At 41.9% G+C, this 19,290-nt stretch carries 20 protein-coding genes; 18 read left to right on the top strand and 2 right to left on the bottom strand.

Features of this window, described 5'->3' with window-relative positions:
- Nucleotides 1-549: 549 nt before the first annotated feature.
- From VJ09_RS08640 to purD, 14 genes are all read left to right on the top strand, one after another.
- Complete coding sequence (locus VJ09_RS08640; protein WP_044641111.1) at nucleotides 550-1,092, top strand: class I SAM-dependent methyltransferase; 543 nt, start codon at nucleotides 550-552, stop codon at nucleotides 1,090-1,092.
- Nucleotides 1,093-1,224: 132 nt separating this feature from the next.
- Nucleotides 1,225-1,704, top strand: coding sequence for a 5-(carboxyamino)imidazole ribonucleotide mutase (gene purE / locus VJ09_RS08635; RefSeq protein ID WP_044641110.1), 480 nt, complete (start codon nucleotides 1,225-1,227; stop codon nucleotides 1,702-1,704).
- Nucleotides 1,701-2,894, top strand: coding sequence for a 5-(carboxyamino)imidazole ribonucleotide synthase (gene purK / locus VJ09_RS08630; RefSeq protein WP_044641109.1), 1,194 nt, complete (start codon nucleotides 1,701-1,703; stop codon nucleotides 2,892-2,894). The genes purE and purK overlap by 4 nt, the downstream gene beginning before the upstream one ends.
- Nucleotides 2,891-4,186 carry an adenylosuccinate lyase gene (gene purB, locus VJ09_RS08625; protein WP_044641108.1) on the top strand — a complete coding sequence of 432 codons (1,296 nt, stop codon included), beginning with the start codon at nucleotides 2,891-2,893 and terminating at the stop codon, nucleotides 4,184-4,186. Before purK ends, purB begins: the two co-directional genes overlap by 4 nt.
- 190 nt (nucleotides 4,187-4,376) lie before the next feature.
- Complete coding sequence (gene purC, locus VJ09_RS08620) at nucleotides 4,377-5,096, top strand: phosphoribosylaminoimidazolesuccinocarboxamide synthase (RefSeq protein WP_044641107.1); 720 nt, start codon at nucleotides 4,377-4,379, stop codon at nucleotides 5,094-5,096.
- Entirely contained in the window at nucleotides 5,089-5,343 is a 255-nt protein-coding gene (gene purS / locus VJ09_RS08615) for a phosphoribosylformylglycinamidine synthase subunit PurS (RefSeq protein ID WP_044641106.1), read from the top strand. The genes purC and purS overlap by 8 nt, the downstream gene beginning before the upstream one ends.
- Entirely contained in the window at nucleotides 5,340-6,023 is a 684-nt protein-coding gene (purQ, locus tag VJ09_RS08610; RefSeq protein ID WP_044641105.1) for a phosphoribosylformylglycinamidine synthase subunit PurQ, read from the top strand. Before purS ends, purQ begins: the two co-directional genes overlap by 4 nt.
- Entirely contained in the window at nucleotides 6,013-8,292 is a 2,280-nt protein-coding gene (gene purL / locus VJ09_RS08605; RefSeq protein WP_044641104.1) for a phosphoribosylformylglycinamidine synthase subunit PurL, read from the top strand. Before purQ ends, purL begins: the two co-directional genes overlap by 11 nt.
- The gene (purF, locus tag VJ09_RS08600; protein WP_044641103.1) at nucleotides 8,262-9,680 is read left to right on the top strand and encodes an amidophosphoribosyltransferase; all 1,419 of its coding nucleotides are present in this window, start codon (nucleotides 8,262-8,264) and stop codon (nucleotides 9,678-9,680) included. Before purL ends, purF begins: the two co-directional genes overlap by 31 nt.
- Complete coding sequence (gene purM, locus VJ09_RS08595; protein ID WP_044641102.1) at nucleotides 9,680-10,717, top strand: phosphoribosylformylglycinamidine cyclo-ligase; 1,038 nt, start codon at nucleotides 9,680-9,682, stop codon at nucleotides 10,715-10,717. Before purF ends, purM begins: the two co-directional genes overlap by 1 nt.
- A complete protein-coding gene (gene purN, locus VJ09_RS08590; RefSeq protein WP_044641101.1) occupies nucleotides 10,714-11,283 on the top strand; it encodes a phosphoribosylglycinamide formyltransferase in 570 nt (189 codons plus the stop codon). Before purM ends, purN begins: the two co-directional genes overlap by 4 nt.
- A gap of 22 nt (nucleotides 11,284-11,305) precedes the next feature.
- Entirely contained in the window at nucleotides 11,306-12,850 is a 1,545-nt protein-coding gene (gene purH / locus VJ09_RS08585) for a bifunctional phosphoribosylaminoimidazolecarboxamide formyltransferase/IMP cyclohydrolase (protein ID WP_044641100.1), read from the top strand.
- A gap of 109 nt (nucleotides 12,851-12,959) precedes the next feature.
- Nucleotides 12,960-13,235, top strand: coding sequence for a hypothetical protein (locus tag VJ09_RS08580; protein WP_044641099.1), 276 nt, complete (start codon nucleotides 12,960-12,962; stop codon nucleotides 13,233-13,235).
- A 24-nt stretch (nucleotides 13,236-13,259) separates the two neighbouring features.
- Nucleotides 13,260-14,549, top strand: coding sequence for a phosphoribosylamine--glycine ligase (purD, locus tag VJ09_RS08575; RefSeq protein ID WP_044641098.1), 1,290 nt, complete (start codon nucleotides 13,260-13,262; stop codon nucleotides 14,547-14,549).
- Nucleotides 14,550-14,661: 112 nt separating this feature from the next.
- Here the strand turns inward: purD and VJ09_RS08570 are convergent, their stop codons facing one another.
- Together VJ09_RS08570 and VJ09_RS08565 are read right to left on the bottom strand one after the other, a co-directional pair.
- Complete coding sequence (locus tag VJ09_RS08570; protein WP_044641097.1) at nucleotides 14,662-14,874, bottom strand: hypothetical protein; 213 nt, start codon at nucleotides 14,872-14,874, stop codon at nucleotides 14,662-14,664.
- A 692-nt stretch (nucleotides 14,875-15,566) separates the two neighbouring features.
- Nucleotides 15,567-15,770, bottom strand: a complete 204-nt coding sequence (locus VJ09_RS08565) for a YgaP family membrane protein (RefSeq protein WP_044641096.1) — start codon at nucleotides 15,768-15,770, stop codon at nucleotides 15,567-15,569.
- 240 nt (nucleotides 15,771-16,010) lie between these two features.
- Between VJ09_RS08565 and VJ09_RS08560 the strand changes: the two genes are divergently transcribed.
- The 4 genes from VJ09_RS08560 (at nucleotide 16,011) to VJ09_RS18430 (ending at nucleotide 19,270) form a co-directional block, all read left to right on the top strand.
- Nucleotides 16,011-17,384, top strand: coding sequence for an O-antigen ligase family protein (locus tag VJ09_RS08560; protein WP_044641095.1), 1,374 nt, complete (start codon nucleotides 16,011-16,013; stop codon nucleotides 17,382-17,384).
- Between the two features lie 71 nt (nucleotides 17,385-17,455).
- Entirely contained in the window at nucleotides 17,456-18,109 is a 654-nt protein-coding gene (locus VJ09_RS17590; RefSeq protein ID WP_052807306.1) for a 3D domain-containing protein, read from the top strand.
- 120 nt (nucleotides 18,110-18,229) lie between these two features.
- Entirely contained in the window at nucleotides 18,230-19,108 is an 879-nt protein-coding gene (locus VJ09_RS08550) for a DNA-3-methyladenine glycosylase 2 (protein WP_052807305.1), read from the top strand.
- A gap of 15 nt (nucleotides 19,109-19,123) precedes the next feature.
- Nucleotides 19,124-19,270, top strand: a complete 147-nt coding sequence (locus tag VJ09_RS18430) for a hypothetical protein (RefSeq protein ID WP_154662353.1) — start codon at nucleotides 19,124-19,126, stop codon at nucleotides 19,268-19,270.
- Nucleotides 19,271-19,290 lie beyond the last annotated feature (20 nt).

Genomic DNA, 19,290 nt, shown 5'->3' with positions numbered 1-19,290 from the left:
TGGTGGACAAAAGGTTGAAGTAAAGAAGACTGAGCTGTCTTGGAAAATTTTAAAAATGATCGAATCACTATTTCGATTATCAATTCAACGGATGTTACAGGTGGATGTAGTAGAAGGAGATACTGTTTATTTAGAACATACCAAAGCGAAAGTAGTCCGTGGAAAAAATGTAACCTTAGGACCTGGCTGTGAGATTGAGTTAGTGGAGTATCAAGATAGCTTTGAAAAAGACCCGAAGGCGAGTGTAAAGGAAGAAATCTGTGTTTAAGATCAGTAAAATAGCGAGTTTTATAATATGCAAATCGCAAAAAGGAACTATGCCATGGAGAAGGTATAGTTCCTTTTTTATATACGATCTGCTATAAATGCTACAAGGTATTTAAATAAAACAAGTTGCAGTAGTTTTTAAGATCAGATTACATGAAAAAATGCTTGGACTCAAATGAGGTGCAGAGTACTAATCTTGAATTGTTAACAAAGAAATGGTTCGCAATTAATTTTATCAATTGCTAAGAAAAGTCTGATCTAGATTTACAAGGAGGTAGATTTTTGAAACGGGTTGTGATTGGGACGGGTGAACAAGCTAAAAATAATCCGAACTGGATTCACACCAATCAAGAAGATTTAGATATTCGATATACAAAAGATTGGGCGAATCTTTTTGTGCCTTGTAGCATTACGGCAATTCTTGCAGAGCATGTGTGGGAGCATATGACTTGGGATGAAGGTCTTCAAGCTGCAAAAAATTGTTATCATTATTTAAAATGTGGTGGATATGTACGATGTGCTGTTCCGGATGGATATTTTCCGGATCATACTTATCAAAAACTAATACAAGTGGGAGGTCCTGGATCAAAAGATCATTCTGCGGCAAGTCACAAAATAGTTTTCACTTATCATACGTTCCGTGAGTTGTTTGAATTAGCCGGATTCCAAGTTACTCTGTTGGAGTATTTTGATGAACAAGGTAGATTTCATCACAAACAATGGGATCCTGCCAAAGGATTGGTTTATCGAACTTATTCACATGATCACCGAAACCAGAATGGTAAAATTGGCTTTACGTCCATTCTGCTAGACGCTGTAAAATAACGAACGCTCCATGACTGACCTTTTATTAATGTTCGTTTTTTCATTGACTTAAGTAGGGCAAACTTGTTAAACTGTGGATGATGTTAGAGAAAAGATAAGACTACTCCAGGAAGAAAAGGATGGATTCCAGTCATGATAGGCATCATTATGGGTAGCACATCAGATTGGCCAACGATGCAACATACTTGTGAGGTATTACGTCAGTTGGACATTCCTTATGAGGCAAAAGTGGTTTCAGCTCACCGGACCCCGGATGAGATGTTTCATTATGCCGAAAACGCAAAAGAGCGTGGAATAGAAGTTATCATCGCAGGAGCAGGTGGGGCAGCTCATTTACCTGGTATGGTAGCAGCCAAGACTGTATTGCCAGTAATTGGTGTACCGATCCTCTCCTCCGCACTCAGTGGAGTAGATTCCCTCCTATCGATCGTTCAAATGCCTGGTGGAGTACCAGTAGCAACCGTGGCAATTGGCAAAGCAGGAGCGGTAAATGCAGGTCTGTTAGCAGCAGAGATACTAGGAATCAAGGACTCCAAGATCCAAGATCGTTTGGAAGCACGTCGACAAGAAGTTCGAAATCAGGTATTAGAGAGTAGTGATGTGGACGCATGAATACTCCATTACAACCAGGTAATACAATCGGAGTTCTTGGGGGCGGCCAATTAGGTCGTATGTTGATTCTCGAAGGGAGAAAGATGGGCTATCGATTTGTTGTGTTAGACCCAGCATCGAACTCCCCTGCTGGACAAGTAGCAGATGAACAGATCATCGGTGCTTATGATGACTGTTCGAAGGCAAGAGAATTGGCAAGAAAATCAGATCTCATAATATACGAGTTTGAAAATATAGATCCCCTAATTGTAGAGGGACTGGAAAAAGAGAAACCAGTACCACAGGGAAGCAAGCTCTTAGCTACTACGAGGCATCGGAAGCTAGAAAAGGAAGCTCTGGTAAAAGCAGAAGTTCCCGTTGCTCCATTTGTTGCAGGGTCTGGTAGTCGAGACTTTCAAAATGCTTGTGAGCAGATACATTTTCCAGCGATTTTAAAAACTGCAACTGGTGGTTATGATGGCAAAGGACAATGGCGGATCGCTTCTCGTGAAATAGCAATAGATATTTGGCAAGAGACAGGACTGGGAACAACAGAACAAACTTGGATCTTAGAAGAAGAAATTCCATTTGTGGCTGAGCTGTCTGTAATGGTAGCACGCAACGATATAGGAGAAACGCGTACGTTTGAGCCAACGTTAAATATCCATCGAAATCACATTCTTCACCTTAGTTTGGCCCCTGCTCCTGTTGAGGTTTCTTTACGAGAAAAAGCGCAAAAACTTGCAACCCAAATTGCGGAACAATTACAGTTGGTTGGGATATTAGGAGTTGAAATGTTCCTGCTAGAAAATGGGGAGATACTCGTGAATGAATTGGCTCCTCGTCCTCATAATTCCGGTCATTACACTTATGACGCCTGTACTACTTCACAGTTTGAGATGATGTTACGGGCGGTAACTGGCCACCCCTTACCAGAACCTACAGTGAAAACTGCGGCGGTAATGGGAAACCTTTTGGGGGAACACCAGGAAAATTTTCTAGCAGCGCTTCCCAATCTCTCTCCTCATATTAAGATTCACTGGTATGGTAAAAATGAAGCGAAGCAAGGACGGAAAATGGGCCATCTGACAGCTCTGGCTCCTACAGTAGAAGAAGCCCTTCATTTGCTAGATCAAACAGCAATTTGGGAACCCTATACAAATATTGAAAAACAGATGATGGATTTATTAAAAGGAGTGCAAAATTCGTGATTGATCGTTATACACGACCTGAGATGGGTCAAATTTGGACGGAACAAAATCGTTACCAAGCTTGGTTGGAAGTAGAAATCCTAGCTTGTGAAGCATGGTCTGAATTGGGGCATATTCCACAAGAAGACGTGGCCAAAATCAGGGAGCATGCGAAAGTTAACGTGGATCGGGTCTTGGAAATCGAAAAAGAGACCAGACATGATGTAGTAGCCTTCACTCGTGCAGTATCTGAAACATTAGGGCCTGAATCGAAATGGGTACATTATGGTCTTACTTCAACCGATGTGGTGGATACGGCTGTCTGCTATCAGTTACTTCAAGCAAACAAGATTTTGTTAAAAGATATCGATCGTTTCTTAGAGATCCTCGCAAAAAAAGCAAATGAGCACAAATACACTGTTATGATGGGCCGTACTCATGGTGTACATGCGGAGCCGACTACCTTAGGACTAAAATTGGCACTCTGGTATAGCGAAATGAAACGGAATCGAGAACGTTTTGTACAAGCGATGGAGACAATGCGAGTAGGTAAGATCTCTGGTGCAGTTGGAACCTATGCTAATATTGACCCGTTCGTAGAAAAGTATGTTTGTGAGAAATTAGGTTTAGAAGCAGCAGCAATTTCGACCCAGACTTTACAGCGCGATCGTCATGCACACTATCTTTCGACCTTAGCGTTAGTAGCTTCCTCCCTAGATAAATTTGCTACAGAGATTCGTGGACTTCAAAAGAGCGAAACACGTGAAGTAGAAGAGCCATTCCGCAAAGGACAAAAAGGCTCCTCTGCGATGCCACACAAACGAAACCCGATTGGTTCTGAAAATGTGAGTGGACTAGCTCGTGTGATCCGTGGACATATGGTTTCAGCGTATGAAAACATTGCGCTTTGGCATGAACGAGATATTTCGCATAGCTCAGTTGAGCGTGTTATCTTACCGGATTCCACGATTCTGTTGAACTACATGCTAAATCGTCTAGGCAACATCATTCAGGATCTCACCGTCTTCCCTGAAAATATGAAACGAAATATGGAGAGAACCTTTGGTCTCATCTATTCCCAACGTGTGCTTTTAACCTTGATCAACAAAGGTCTCAAACGAGAAGAAGCATATGATCGTGTACAACGTTTGGCTATGCAAGCATGGGAAGAGCAACGGCCTTTCCGTCCGCTTGTTGAAGCAGATGAAGTGATAAGGCAACAATTAAGCTCAGATGAAATCGCGGATTGCTTTGACTATAACTATCATCTCTCTCGTGTGGATGAGATTTTTGAGCGAGTTGGAATTGAATAAGAGGTAGTAACCAGCAGAGGAATCGTTCGGGAGAAGAGACTTAGGCGAAAAAGTCTCGCAACTCCCGAAGCGGTTTTGAAGCGAATACACAGACCACGATTTAGTTTCCTCATATCGAAGAATCTTGTCCTTGAATTGAAAAAATTTCCATTCCAAAAACAATTGGTAACCTAAAAGAGGAGAGAAAAAGATGAAACCGGGCGAACTTCTCTACGAAGGAAAGGCGAAGAGACTTTATTTTACAGAAGATCCGAATGTACTGAGAGTAAAATACAAAGATTCCGCTACCGCATTTAATGGACAGAAAAAAGCAACCATTGCTGGAAAAGGTGAAATGAATAACCGGATTAGCGCTTTGTTTTTCCGTTTTCTAAAAGAAGCAGGTGTACCAAACCATTTCATCGATAAAATCTCGGATCTAGAACAGCTAGTTCAAAAGGTGACGATTGTTCCGTTAGAAGTTGTAGTACGAAACCGAGTAGCTGGAACACTCCAAAAACGTACTGGTCTAGCAGAAGGAACTGTTTTAAAGCAACCGATTGTCGAATTCTATTACAAAAGCGATGAATTGGGCGATCCATTATTTACTGAAGATCATATACGTGCAATGGAGCTTGCCACACCAGTACAACTTCAAGAGATGAGAGAAATTGGTCTTCGTGTAAATGAAGTAGTTGGGAAATTGATGCTGGAACAAGGGATCATCTTGGTGGACTTTAAATTGGAGTTTGGCCTTGATTCGGAGGGCAAATTACTCTTGGCAGATGAAGTCTCGCCAGATACTTGTCGTTTTTGGGATGCAGACACGCTAGAAAAGTTGGACAAGGACCGTTTTCGTCAAGACTTAGGGAATGTAATGGGAGCATACCAAGAGATCTACAATCGGTTGGAGGGGAAAAGCCATGTATAAAGCTACTATCTTCGTTACGTTAAAAGAAAGTGTACTCGACCCACAAGGAGAAGCAGTAAAAGGTTCCTTGCACACACTAGGTTACCAAAGCGTAACATCGGTACGAATTGGCAAACAGATCGAAGTCATGCTAAATGTTACAGATCATGCACAAGCAGAAGCGCAAGTTCAAGCTATGTCTGAAAAACTTCTTGCCAATACCGTAGTGGAAAATTTCCGCTATGAGCTAGAAGAGGTGACAGCATGAGATTCGCAGTCCCTGTTTTCCCAGGTTCCAACTGTGATCGGGATCTCCTTCATGCAGTAGAGGATGTATTACAAGAATCAGTAACTCCAGTTTGGCATCATGAGACAGACTTGTCTTCCTTTGATGCGATCTTGCTACCTGGTGGATTCTCTTATGGTGACTACTTACGTAGTGGTGCACTAGCACGCTATTCTCCTGTTATGGAATCTGTATCCAAAGCCGCCAAACAAGGTAAATTAGTCATCGGAATCTGCAATGGGTTTCAAATTCTCCAAGAAGCAGGTTTATTGCCTGGTGCTCTCATCCGAAATGAACATCTCCAGTTCCGTTGCGAGATGACGACGTTACGAGTTGAAGAAATCAATAATCCATTTACCAATCAATATCAACTAGGTCAAGAGATCGATATCCCAATTGCCCATGGAGAAGGAAACTTCTATTGTGACCAAGAGACTTTAGCAGAACTCGAAGCCAATCGTCAGATTATTTTCCGCTATGCATCTCACAATCCAAATGGATCGATTGCAGGTATTGCGGGGATTTGCAACAAAGAACGAAATGTACTAGGAATGATGCCTCATCCAGAGCGGGCAATTTTTGATTGGATGGGATCAGCAGACGGAGCAGCATTGTTCCACTCGATGTTACAACACTGGAAGGAGAATGGTCATGCAGCGTGAACAACTAACATCACTTAAAACATACCCAGGTGAACCAACTCCAGAACAGATTGAGGAACAACAGCTCTACCTAGAAGTTGGAATGAAGCAAGACGAATATGAAGCTGTTTGTCGTTTCTTGGATCGAAAACCTAATTGGACAGAGCTAGGGATTTATAGTGTTATGTGGTCGGAACATTGTAGCTACAAAAACTCCAAACCTCTTCTACGTAAGTTTCCCACAGAAGGGCCAAGAGTATTACAAGGTCCAGGAGAAGGAGCAGGGGTAATCGATATTGGGGATAACCAAGCAGTTGTATTTAAGATTGAGAGTCATAACCATCCATCGGCTGTAGAGCCTTTCCAAGGTGCGGCGACAGGGGTAGGCGGAATTATTCGTGACGTTTTTTCAATGGGGGCACGCCCTGTAGCCCTCTTGAACTCACTTCGTTTCGGAAACTTGGAGTCTCCACGAGTCCAGTATCTATTTGAACGTGTAGTAGCAGGTATTGCGAACTATGGAAACTGTATTGGGATTCCAACGGTAGGTGGCGAAGTAGTTTTTAACCCAACGTATGAAGAAAATCCTCTGGTAAATGCCATGTGTGTTGGGATTTTGGAACATGACAAGTTACAAAAAGGGATCGCTAAAGGTATTGGAAACCCTGTTATTTATGTAGGGGCTAGTACTGGACGTGATGGAATCCATGGAGCAACTTTCGCTTCCGAAGAGCTAAGTGATCAGTCTGAAGAGAAAAAATCAGCAGTTCAAGTAGGCGATCCATTTATGGAGAAGTTACTGCTTGAGGCTTGCCTAGAAATGGTAGAACAAAACAAGTTACTCGGGATCCAAGACATGGGAGCTGCTGGTTTGACATGTTCTAGTGCGGAGATGGCTGCCAAAGGGAATACAGGGCTTGACCTATACCTGGATCGTGTCCCACAACGAGAAACAGGAATGACTCCGTATGAGATTATGCTATCCGAATCACAAGAACGTATGCTACTTGTGGTCGAAGATGGTCGAGAAGAAGAGATCTTTGAGATCTGCCACAAATGGGGATTACAAGCAGCGATTGTAGGACGTGTGGTCGAGGGTGATCGCTATCGAATCTATGATGGTGATGTGTTAGTAGCGGATATTCCAGCACAAACCTTAGTAGAAGATGCACCAATCTACAGCCGTGAAGGAAAAGTGCCGAACTACTATCTAGAAAACCAGCAAGCAGATACCACAATCAAACTAACCGATTCCGAGATTGGCGAAGCCCTACGTGGGTTGATGAACTCGGTTAACATTGGTTCTAAAAAAATGGTCTACCAACAATATGATCACCAAGTAGGAACTAGCACTGCTGTTACTCCTGGTTCTGATGCGGCTGTTGTGGTGATTCGCGGTACGGAAAAAGCATTAGCAATGTCCAATGATGGAAATGGGCGCTATGTTTATCTAAATCCAGAGCGTGGTGGACGAATTGCCGTTGCTGAGTCCGCTCGAAATGTTGTTTGTTCTGGTGCTGAGCCACTTGGAGTAACGGATTGCCTTAATTTTGGAAATCCCGAAAAACCAGAGATTTACTGGCAATTGTCCCAAGCAATCGACGGTATGAGTGAAGCTTGTCGCCAATTAGAAACTCCGGTAGTGGGTGGAAACGTCAGCCTTTACAACGAGTCTCGTGGTACAGCAATCTATCCTACTCCGATTATTGGAATGGTTGGGCTCATTGAAAAGAGAGAGCATATTACCAAACAAGACTTCCGTAGTTCTGGAGATTCTATTTTCCTGCTAGGAGAGACCTTGGCAGAATTAGGAGGGTCCGAGCTACAAGACTGGAAATATGGAAAAGCATTTGGTCTTCCACCAGAGTTAGATTTGGAAAAAGAAAAAGCACTCCAAAAAGTAATTTTAACTGCAATTCGCTCTGGACTTATTCAGTCAGCTCATGATTTGGCAGATGGTGGATTGGCAGTAGCTCTCGCAGAGTCCTGTATTGGTGGAAAAAAAGGCGCCAAGATTACATGCGATACGGATCTAGCTGCTGGAACCTTCTTGTATAGCGAGTCTCAATCACGTGCGATTTTGACCGTTGCTCCAGGTAAAGAGGATGAGTTGATTGCTTTGGCAACACAGTATGCAGTGCCTTGTAAACAGATTGGAATCGTTACGGAAGAAAACATGTTATCCATTGAAGTAAACGGAACAATTGTCGTGCAAGAAAATGTGGCAGACTTGACCAAGCTTTGGGAGGAGGCAATCCCATGCAAGATGAGTCCATCTTCGACGAATTAAATGAAGAGTGTGGGGTGTTCGGCGTTGTCGGGCACCCACAAGCAGCACAGTTAGCTTACTATGGATTGCATGCTTTGCAGCACCGTGGCCAAGAGAGTGCTGGAATTGTCACGACAGATGGAGAAAAATTCTCCATCATCCGTAATATGGGTCTTGTTTCTGAAGTATTTAACAACAAAAACCTTCAAAACTTGATTGGAGATACTGCAATAGGCCATGTCCGTTACTCGACAACAGGTGCTAGTCATTTGAGCAATGTTCAGCCTTTGGTATTTAACTATGCACACGGGGAGATTGCGATTGCAACCAATGGGAATCTTGTAAATGGAAATAGACTTCGCCAAGAATTAGAAGAGGCAGGTTCTATTTTCCAGACTACTACCGATACGGAAGTCATCGCCCATCTCATCGCTCGCTCCAAAGCATCTACGATGGAAGAAAAAGTAAAAGAAACACTAAATCAACTGGTAGGCGCCTATGCACTTTTGATTTTGACAAACGATGAGCTATATGTCGCACAAGATCCTCACAGTCTTCGTCCCCTTTCGATGGGAATATTATCAGGTGCGTATGTGTTTGCATCGGAGACATGTGCTTTTGATGTGATCGGAGCGGAGTATATACGTGAAGTAGAACCTGGTGAACTTCTTATCTTAAACAAAGAGGGTATGAGACTTTCCCGTTTTGCAGAGAAAAAAGCTCGTGCTATCTGCTCATTTGAATATATTTATTTCGCACGACCTGATAGCGATATTAGTGAGATAAACGTTCATTCTGCTAGAAAACGCCTAGGGCGTCAGCTCTTTTTAGAAGCGCCGATTGAAGCAGATGTGGTTACTGGTGTGCCTGATTCTAGTACTTCAGCCGCAATAGGTTATGCCGAAGCAAGTGGAATCCCATATGAGCTAGGATTGATCAAAAACCGTTATGTAGGTCGAACCTTCATCCAACCAAGTCAGGAACTTCGGGAACAAGGGGTCAAGATGAAGCTAAGTGCGGTGCGAAAAGTAGTGGAGGGCAAACGTGTCGTTATGGTAGATGATTCGATCGTCAGAGGTACAACGAGTCGTCGTATTGTGAACATGCTACGAGAAGCAGGAGCCACAGAGGTTCATGTTCGGATTAGTTCACCACCTGTTAAAAATCCTTGTTTTTATGGGATCGATACAGCAGAACGTGAGCAGTTGATCGCAGCTACGCATACTTTAGAAGAGATTCGCCAAGCGATCACTGCAGATAGCCTTTCCTTCCTCACTCCAAAAGGTATGGTTCAAGCAATTGGGAGAAAATCAGATGATCCAAATTATGGACATTGTCTGGCATGCTTTACAGGAGAATATCCGACAGAGATTGAAAAAGATGTTGCTCTAGTAGGAGGTTCATGCTAATGAGTGAAGCGTATCGGGCTGCCGGAGTAGATTTAGAAGCAGGTTATGAGACAGTAGAACGAATCGGTTCTCATGTAAAACGTACCAAACGGCCAGAAGTGCTTGGTGGAATTGGCGGTTTCGGTGGTCTGTTTGCACTTGGGAATTACCAACAGCCTGTTTTGGTCTCGGGAACAGATGGGGTTGGTACAAAATTAAAACTAGCTTTTGATTTAGATCAGCACGATACAATTGGGATTGACTGTGTTGCCATGTGTGTCAATGATATCGTGGTTAGTGGTGCTGAACCGCTCTTTTTCTTGGATTACCTTGCCACAGGGAAACTCCAACCAGCACAGGCAGAAGCTATCGTGAAAGGGATTGCGGATGGTTGTGTGGAAGCAGGATGCGCATTAGTCGGTGGTGAAACCGCTGAAATGCCAGGTATGTATGCACGCGGAGAATATGATGTAGCCGGGTTTGCAGTCGGTGCAGTAGAGAGAGCTGAAATATTGGATGGACCGAACTCCATTATGGAAGGAGATCTGTTAATTGGAGTGGCTTCAAGTGGCATCCATAGCAATGGTTTCTCATTAGTACGTAAAATCGTAGCAGATGCCAATCTCTCTTTGCAGGAGAAAATTCCTTCTTATGGAAAAAGTCTGGGTGAAGTTCTTCTCACCCCTACTAAAATATATGTTCGTCCATTTCGTGAGTTGCTGAACCGAGGGAGAAAAGTACGAGGAGCTGCTCATATCACTGGTGGAGGATTCTATGAAAATATTCCTCGGATGCTGCCAGAGGGGCTTTGTGCAGAAATAGATCTAGCTAGCTGGGAAGTTCCAGCCATCTTCAAGCTATTACAAGAGGCTGGGAAGTTAACACAGGAAGATTTGTATCGTACTTTTAATATGGGAATTGGCTTAGTGATTGCCATTCCAACAGAAGAACGTGATAAAGTGCTGGCGAGTCTTCGAGAAAGCGGAGAAGAAGCCTATGTAATTGGTGTGGTAAAGTCAGCACCAGAAGCGGTTCGTTTAGTAGGTGAGCCTCGATGAGTATTGCAGTATTTGCATCAGGTTCGGGAAGTAACTTCGAGAATATCGCCATTGCTTCCCAAATAGAAGGCTGGATCGTACCAGTCTCTTGTCTCATAACAGACAAGCCGGGGGCAGGTGCTATTAAACGAGCAGAGAAATTAGGTATTCCATCCTATGCAATAGATCCGAAACAATTTCCAGATAAAGCCGCTTATGAGCAAGAGGTACTGGCTATTCTCCAAAAGCATGATGTTTCATGGTTGATTCTTGCAGGGTATATGAGATTGATCGGTCCAACACTGTTAAATAGCTTTCCAGGTAAAATTTTGAATGTACACCCTTCCCTCCTACCATCTTTTCCAGGATTAGATGCGATTGGACAAGCCTTTCACCATCCAGTTAAATGTACAGGAGTAACGATTCATTTTGTGGATCACGGAATGGATACAGGACCCATTATTGCTCAACATGCAGTAGAAATTTTAGAGACAGATAGTATGGAAACTTTGACGGACAAAATCCATCAGATTGAACATCAACTTTATCCAGAAGTGATTCGGAAATTAATCCAAGCTTCCAGATAGATTAAGAAGGAGAGGGAAATGGATGCAAACAATACGTCGAGCGCTAATCAGTGTTTCAGATAAAACGGGTATAGTCGATTTTGCAAAACAACTTGCTGAAAAAGGTGTAGAGATTCTATCTACAGGAGGGACTTACTCTCTTTTAACTTCAAAAGGAATCCCAGCCAAACAAGTTCAAGATGAAACTGGTTTTCCTGAGATCTTGGATGGCCGTGTGAAAACTCTCCATCCTCGTATTCATGGTGGACTACTTGCGGTACGGGACTTTCCCTCCCACCGACAACAGCTAGAAGAAAACGAGATCACCCCAATTGATCTTGTAGTAGTCAATCTCTATCCTTTCCAACAGACCATTGAAAAAGAGGACGTTGCATATGCCGAAGCAATTGAGAATATCGATATTGGCGGGCCTTCTATGCTACGCTCTGCAGCCAAAAATCATCGCTATGTAACCGTGGTAGTGGATCCTGCTGATTATGATGTGATTTTGGCTCAAATCGAGGAATTAGGTGGTACTGCAGATAAATTACGCCAAGTTTTATCGGCAAAAGCATTTAGTCATACTGCGGCATACGATGCGATCATTTCCCAGTACATGAACCAACAAGCGGGAATCGAGTATCCTGCGCAGCATACTGTGACTTTTAACTTAGCTCAGACCCTGCGTTACGGTGAAAATCCTCATCAAAAAGCCGCTTACTACCAAAGTCCTACTCCTGCTGCTGGAACATTGGCAGCAGCCAAACAGCTTCATGGAAAAGAACTCTCTTATAATAATTTGCAGGATGCAGATGCGGCCTTGCAACTAGTCTCGGAGTTTGCTGAGCCAGCAGTAGTAGCAATAAAACATATGAATCCATGTGGAGTAGGAATTGGCAATAATATTCAAGAAGCGTATCAAAAAGCATATGAGTCAGACCCAGTTTCCATTTTTGGTGGGATCATTGCGACAAACCGACCAATAGATTTGGAGACAGCAAAAAAAATGTCGGAGATCTTTTTAGAGATCGTAATCGCACCTTCTTTTGACAAAGATGCTTTAGCAGTATTAACCACGAAAAAGAATTTGCGATTGTTAGAATTAGGAGAAGTGAAATCTGATAAGGTAGTGGATTGGAATCTACGTACCATAGGCGGAGGAGCTTTGCTTCAACAACAGGACATTCATACAGTAGCGGTAGAGGATTGCCAAGTGGTAACAGATCGTGAACCAACGAAAGAGGAATTAGCTCAGCTAGCCTTTGCTTGGAAAATATGTAAGCATGTCAAATCCAATGCGATCGTTCTCACAAAAGATTTCCGTACAGTGGGAGTAGGAGCTGGTCAAATGAATCGAGTTGGTTCTGCACAGATCGCCATTCGCCAAGCAGGTGCAGATTCAAAAGGATCTGTGATGGCATCCGATGCATTCTTCCCGATGAAAGATACCTTAGAGGAAGCAGCTAGAGCAGGAGTAACTGCGATCATTCAACCAGGCGGTTCTATTCGAGATCAAGAATCAATCGATGAAGCCAATCGCCAAGGAATTGCGATGATCTTCACAGGTATGCGACATTTCCGTCATTAAGAAATAGGGAAAAGTTATTGCTATATCAATTAAGAACTATTTGTTTGTTAAGTATCTGATGAGGTCCTACCTGCGTATACTAAGGGAAAAATGCAAAGGAGGGTCCGCTGTGAAAATGCTTCGTTGGACTCTGATTTGGATCATCCTAGTAGTTGGTACGACTGGGATCTTCAATATTTTCTACGGCGACGTAGGATTACCCAATTGGAAGGAACAGTTGCGTATAGCAGGAGGGGCCTTTTTCTTTATATCCTTACTTGTAGGCGGTATATTGACAACCAAACCATCTGAGACGCGAAATGCTCGAATTATTCACCGAGAAGATTGGTCATTCATCTGTTTACTAGTGACAATCAGTCTTTTCGGCATTAGTCTGTTTTTTTAATGCATCAGAGGAGAGGAGAACTCTATGCGGATCTTAATAATAGGTGCTGGTGGACGAGAACATGCTCTCGTTTGGAAGTTAAGCCAAAGTCCGAATGTAAAAGAACTTTACTGTGCTCCAGGGAATGGCGGGATTGCAGAAATGGCAACCTGCCTTCTGATCAAAGAAACAGAGATAGACAAGCTAGTGCAGTTTGCTAAAGAACAGGCAATTGATTTGACTGTAGTAGGTCCCGAAGTTCCGCTCATTGCTGGGATCGTTGATCGTTTCCAAAGAGAAGGTCTCGTTATTTTTGGTCCGAACCAAAAGGCAGCACAGTTAGAAGGCAGTAAACAATTTGCCAAAGATATCATGAAACGCTATCAGATCCCTACAGCTGCATATGAAACATTTACCGATGCTGAAGCTGCAAAGGCATATGTAAGACAAAAAGGCGCACCGATCGTAGTGAAAGCAGATGGATTAGCTGCAGGCAAAGGTGTGATAGTAGCACACACTATGGAAGAGGCAATCCGAGCGATTGAGGATTGTATGGAGCATGCGGCTTTTGGGGATGCAGGTAGTAAACTAGTGATTGAAGATTTCTTAGAGGGAATTGAACTCTCTTTAATGGCCTTTGTAGATGGTACCGTAATTCGTCCGATGGTGTTGGCTCAAGATCACAAACCTGTATTTGATGGGGGAAAAGGTCCTAATACAGGTGGGATGGGTACTTATTCTCCTGTACCACCGTATGGGGAAGAGACGCGCGAACGAGCTATGAAGGAGATTCTAATACCTATGGTACAAGCTCTCCAAGCGGAGGGAATTCACTATCAGGGGGTTCTTTACGCTGGACTCATGATGGTAGGGGAGCAACCTTATGTTATTGAGTTCAATGCTCGATTTGGCGATCCAGAGACTCAAGTCGTTTTGCCACGTCTAGAAAATGATCTAGCAGAGGTTCTCTATGCTGTAGCTACAGGCAATTTAGAGGGGATCTCGTTAGATTGGAAGAAAGATGCTGCTGTTTGCGTTATTTTAGCTTCAGGAGGCTATCCAGGCTCCTATCAGAAAGGTTATCCGATTACAGGTATTTCTTCTGAAAAGAAAAGTATTTTGTTCCATTCTGGTACCAAACAGGATGCAGGGGAGATTCAGACAGCTGGTGGACGAGTCTTAGGTGTGACTGCAGTTGGACAAGATCTAGTAGAGGCGAGAGATAAGGCTTATGAGACAGTCCAACAAGTCCAATTTCAGGATATGCATTATCGGACGGATATTGCATTATGGGCAGCAAATCAACAACGTAGATCATTTAACAAATCAAATTAACAAAAAACCATCTTGTCTTTCAAATAGAAAGAAACAAGATGGTTTTTCTTTTTATGTGAAATAAAAGAGGCAACATTTTCTAGTTGCCTCTGATCAAACTTTTTTGGTGAACTTAGCCGATGGTTGTCGTTTCTTTATCTCCTGCAATACTCATTGCTGTTACAGGGATTTGGAACCACCAAGCGCCATCTTTTCTACGAATAGGTTGGTATCCTGCTTTTTTTAAAGTGCGTGCGACAGTCCAACTAGCGGTGTAGATGGTGGCGAGGTTGGTGGATTCATCAAACTGGATCACCGTTTCTTTTTCTTGTTCACTAAGTGACATTTACATTCACTCCCCAACCGGATCAGTTATCCTGACCTCTATATTTCGTAAAGACTTCAACGTCTGCCCACGATGCCCTCAGAATGCCACCTTCATGTCCTACGGTCTTGTATGGTAAATTTCGACGAATTGCGACAAATACCTTTTCTAGTTTAAAAAAATTTTCTGGTTTTGTCGATTGTCCACCCTACATTCATAAGAGATGAAGCTAAACCAGTTACCTAGTGATGCCGCCAAGACTAAGTGTTCCCTGACTTTTTTGGACATGTTCCCTCGAAATACGAGAACAATTCATAGGCTTTCGCCTATCTTGAAAACTATTATACAAAAAAGTCAGAAAACAGGCAATAGATAAGATTGTAATTTCAACTAGCTTTTATTCTGATTGGTAATAGGGGATCGTATGTTCGTTTTCTATGAGTATCATATCATAAGATTTTGTATTTGCAATAACTTTTCTTTCTCCTTTTATTAAGAGAGAGTCTCCTATCAGGTCTCCTATTAGATTATGTCATAAGCTTAAGACACTAGGAGAGATTAAATCAAGTCGCTTAATGGAAATGGACTATAGAATTTCAACTTCAGTTGGAGGAAGAAAGATCAACGGGGGCAACTATTTGCAAAAATTTGATTGGTACAACTAACCACCAGTGTAAAAAAATCGATCCTTCTGATGGTTAGGTTGTACATAATTATTTTGTGTTTTTTCCAAGCATCGCAAGCATAGGGCAATATCTTGTAATTCCTTCGGCTACTTTCATAGCAGACAATATGGCCATTAGACAGTAAGACCTAGACTTTGGACGATTGGCCATCCTAGTAGCACTCCATACGAGGCCATATAGTCCACATGTAATTCGCATAATTGCATCCATTGTACCGACGTTTTTCTGCATTTTCTCTCCTCCTAACTTCTGCCCTTATCTTGTGCATTCCCTTTTGTGTTATGCTAATTTTCGTTTACACAATAGATGGATTATATAGGGATTATAGGTTAGGATTGGTTGAGAGAGAATTTATGAACAGTCTGTGTTATACTTACTAAGATTTATCCTAAATTTATAGGGTGGTGTGAACACCTCTATCTTCTTTCTAAATGATTTCATTCTTAGTATGAAATGAAGATTTGGTAACTTATGAAAAAGTATTGGAATGTAAGGAAATGGGATTGGATTCAGCCTCGTTTGTTGCAACGACAGTTGACAGTCCTTTTATTTTTCTCCATCCTCATTTCTCCCTTTACCTCACCTGTGATCTTATTCGTAATCGGTGTATGGACGCTTGTTCTTTACCGAAATAACTGGATACAGTGGAGTTGGCCAGAGAGTTTTTTTCTTGGGATGATCCTGATTTCATTTGTTAGTTGGGTATTCCATCCTTCCTGGTATTATCTATCTCCTACCAGCCTAATTCCGAAGATACCTACGGGTCTTATTCCGATTGCTCTTTTTGGACTTTATTACTTATTATCCTTGTGGGTACGCCATCTGAATTTGGAATGGAAAGAGATTGAAAAACTTTATCTCACATTTTGGTTAGGTGGTATGTATGTTGCATTTATCGTTATTGTGCAACAGATCGATTGGCATGTTCTAACCAAATCTTGGCTCCGTTTTGCTTTGGATTTCTACGATGAATATCGTTGGCAGACTGTATCGGTGCGAAGTGTGGGGACAGCAGGTAACTCCAATTTAACTGCAGCACTGTTGATCTGTTTTAGTCTGATGAGCATATATGCCCAATCAGTTTATCAAAAGCGCTGGCAGAAAGTTTTTGCTTATGTCATGTTCGTTATTTTTTGTATCGCCATCTGGTGTACGGGATCGCGAGGAGCATGGGCTGGAGTAGTAATTGGACTTGTCGTACAAGTTTGGATGACGGGACATAGAAAATGGACCCTTAGTTTTTTCTTCTCTTTAGTAGCACTTGTTCTCTTTTTCCCAGAATTAATTCCGCGTAGTGAAACCGTTTGGTATACGATCAAAGATCGCTTTGAAATATGGACGACAGCGATAGAAATTTTCCGTGAAAATTGGCTGCTCGGAACATTACCTCTGTATTTTAGTGAGGTATTTGAAGCCAAAGCAGGATTTGCAGTCTATCATGCTCATAACATATTTCTGGGAGTGGCTGCAGAGTATGGAATTTTTGGATTAACTCTTTTTGTTGCGTTTATATTATTGACCATTAGACGAGCCAGACGCTGGCGTAAAGTAGCTGTTCAAAAAGAGGAGAAACGTTTAGCAGGGATGTTGCTGTCTCAGGTAGTGGCATTAATTAGCCATGGAATGTATGATTACCCAATTATGTCTCCTCAAGTAGGAGTCGTCTTTATGATTGGTGCGATCATCATTCATACACAATATGAGAAACGCTACCTACGAAATCAAGTTGTGCCCGACAACAAAGAAACAAAAGAGTCAATGGAGTCAGTGAGCAAAAGGGAACTTGATTATCGGAATGTATCTACAGTGTTTCTATCGATTCGTAATTATCTAAAAAATTTATAGAGGAGCAAGTATAAACCTACTGGTAATTGGTCGATGCTGGATACCATCTAGTAAATGGAGGGATATCCAAAATGAAACCGTATCAGTGGGTTTTTTGTACTTTTAGTATGCTTTTCTTTTTGTTTGCATATGGCTGGCAGACTGATAGTTTTTCCGGTACTCATGCGGAAGTTAACAATACAAACAAAGTTCAGACAGTTACTGTACAAAAAGGGGATACGCTTTATGAGTTGTCCAAAAAATATGGTGTCTCCTTGGAAGCAATGGTAACAGAAAATCAGATTAAGGATCCTGCAAAGATCCAAATAGGTCAGAAACTTAAAGTTCCAGCTTTGAATACAACATCAAAATCTTCCAAATCACAGCCAAATACAAACGACGAATCATCTACTAATATTCAGTCGAAACAGAATAAGAGCACCCAACAGATTCCTAGTATTAATCGGGGGAAAAATCTTGGTTTGTTTACGATTACAGCACTTTCTGTAGGTGATTCATCAGCAAACAAAAGTGGTCTCATCATACCAGGAGTGACAGTTGGAGTAGATCCACAGGTTATTCCAGTTGGTTCGCGTATCTACATTGAATCAGTAGGTTATCGGATTGCTCAAGACGTAGGAGGAGCAATCAAGGGAAAGCAAATCACTCTCTTCTTTGCAAACGAAGCAGATGCCAAAGAATTTGGTGGCAGACAAGACGTTCGGGTGGAGGTATTAGAAGATTAGTCTTAACTCGACCTTCTTATTTGTTAGAATGAAAAAGGAACAAGAGTAAGAAGACAGAATCAATATAGAAAAAAGAGACTACCAATTAAGGTAGTCTTCTTTATTTAGGAGGTTGGAACTTTGGTATTTCATCTTACAGCGAAAAAGCCTTTTTCTTTTGAATATACAATGCGTCGAATAAAGCGTTATGAAAATATTCTATATCAAGAGCTGGATGGTACTTGCTATCGGGTTTATACACTAGGAAAGAGAAAGATTGTGGTCGGGACTAGAGAGAGTAAGGAAGATCAATTAGAAGTGGAAATAAACGGATCCATCTCAAATCAGGAGAAAGAAGAACTAATTCGTCAGTTAAAACATAGCTATCAATTGGATTTAGATCTAACTCCAATTCAGAGAAGATGGGAACAAGATTCACCACTCTACTCCTTAGTAAAAGAACGGGAAGGAATGCGTATTTTATTAGATCCGACTTTATTTGAGTGCTTGATCAAAACGATTATAAGCCAGCAAATTCATATTAAAGTTGCTCAAACAATGCTAACTAGATTTTTGGAGAAGATAGGGGAAAAGATCACCTTCCGTGGGACAACACTATTTGCTTTTCCATCAGCAGAAAAAGTGGCACAATATGATTATGAGGATCTACAAGCGTTATCCTTTAGTAGACGAAAAGCGGAGTATATTTTAGATCTATCCCGAGCGATAGCAGAAGGAAAGCTTGATCTAGAAAAGTTAGGGGAATTAGATGATGTTGCTCTCATAAAAAGACTGACGCAAGAGCGTGGTATTGGACGATGGACAGCAGAATGTCTTCTTTTGTTTGGATACGGGAGAGGATCGATGTTACCTGCTGCTGATATTGGATTACGAAACGCAATTCAGGAAAGATATTATCTCGATCATCAGCCCACTGAAAAAGAGGTTCGAGAGCTTGCGAGTCAGTGGTCTCCTTATGAAAGCTATCTAACTTTTTTATTTTGGGATAGTCTTAGTTAGAAAGGAATGGGTAATTTGGCGAAGAAAAGAAAAGAAAAGCAAGTACGTTCCGTAAGCGAAAATGATCTATTAGTTCGAGATCTAAAATTAATGGGACTCTGGTTTTCCTTAGCAATTGTTATCTCGGGCGTTTTGGCTTTTGCTATTAATCAGTTTTCATAAAAAACCCGCTCCTCGTATTG

It is taken from the genome of Risungbinella massiliensis (assembly GCF_000942395.1).
GTDB classification, from domain to species: Bacteria; Bacillota; Bacilli; order Thermoactinomycetales; family Thermoactinomycetaceae; genus Risungbinella; species Risungbinella massiliensis.
Note: the sequence above shows the minus strand (reverse complement) of the source record. Positions and strands in the feature narration are given on the sequence as shown.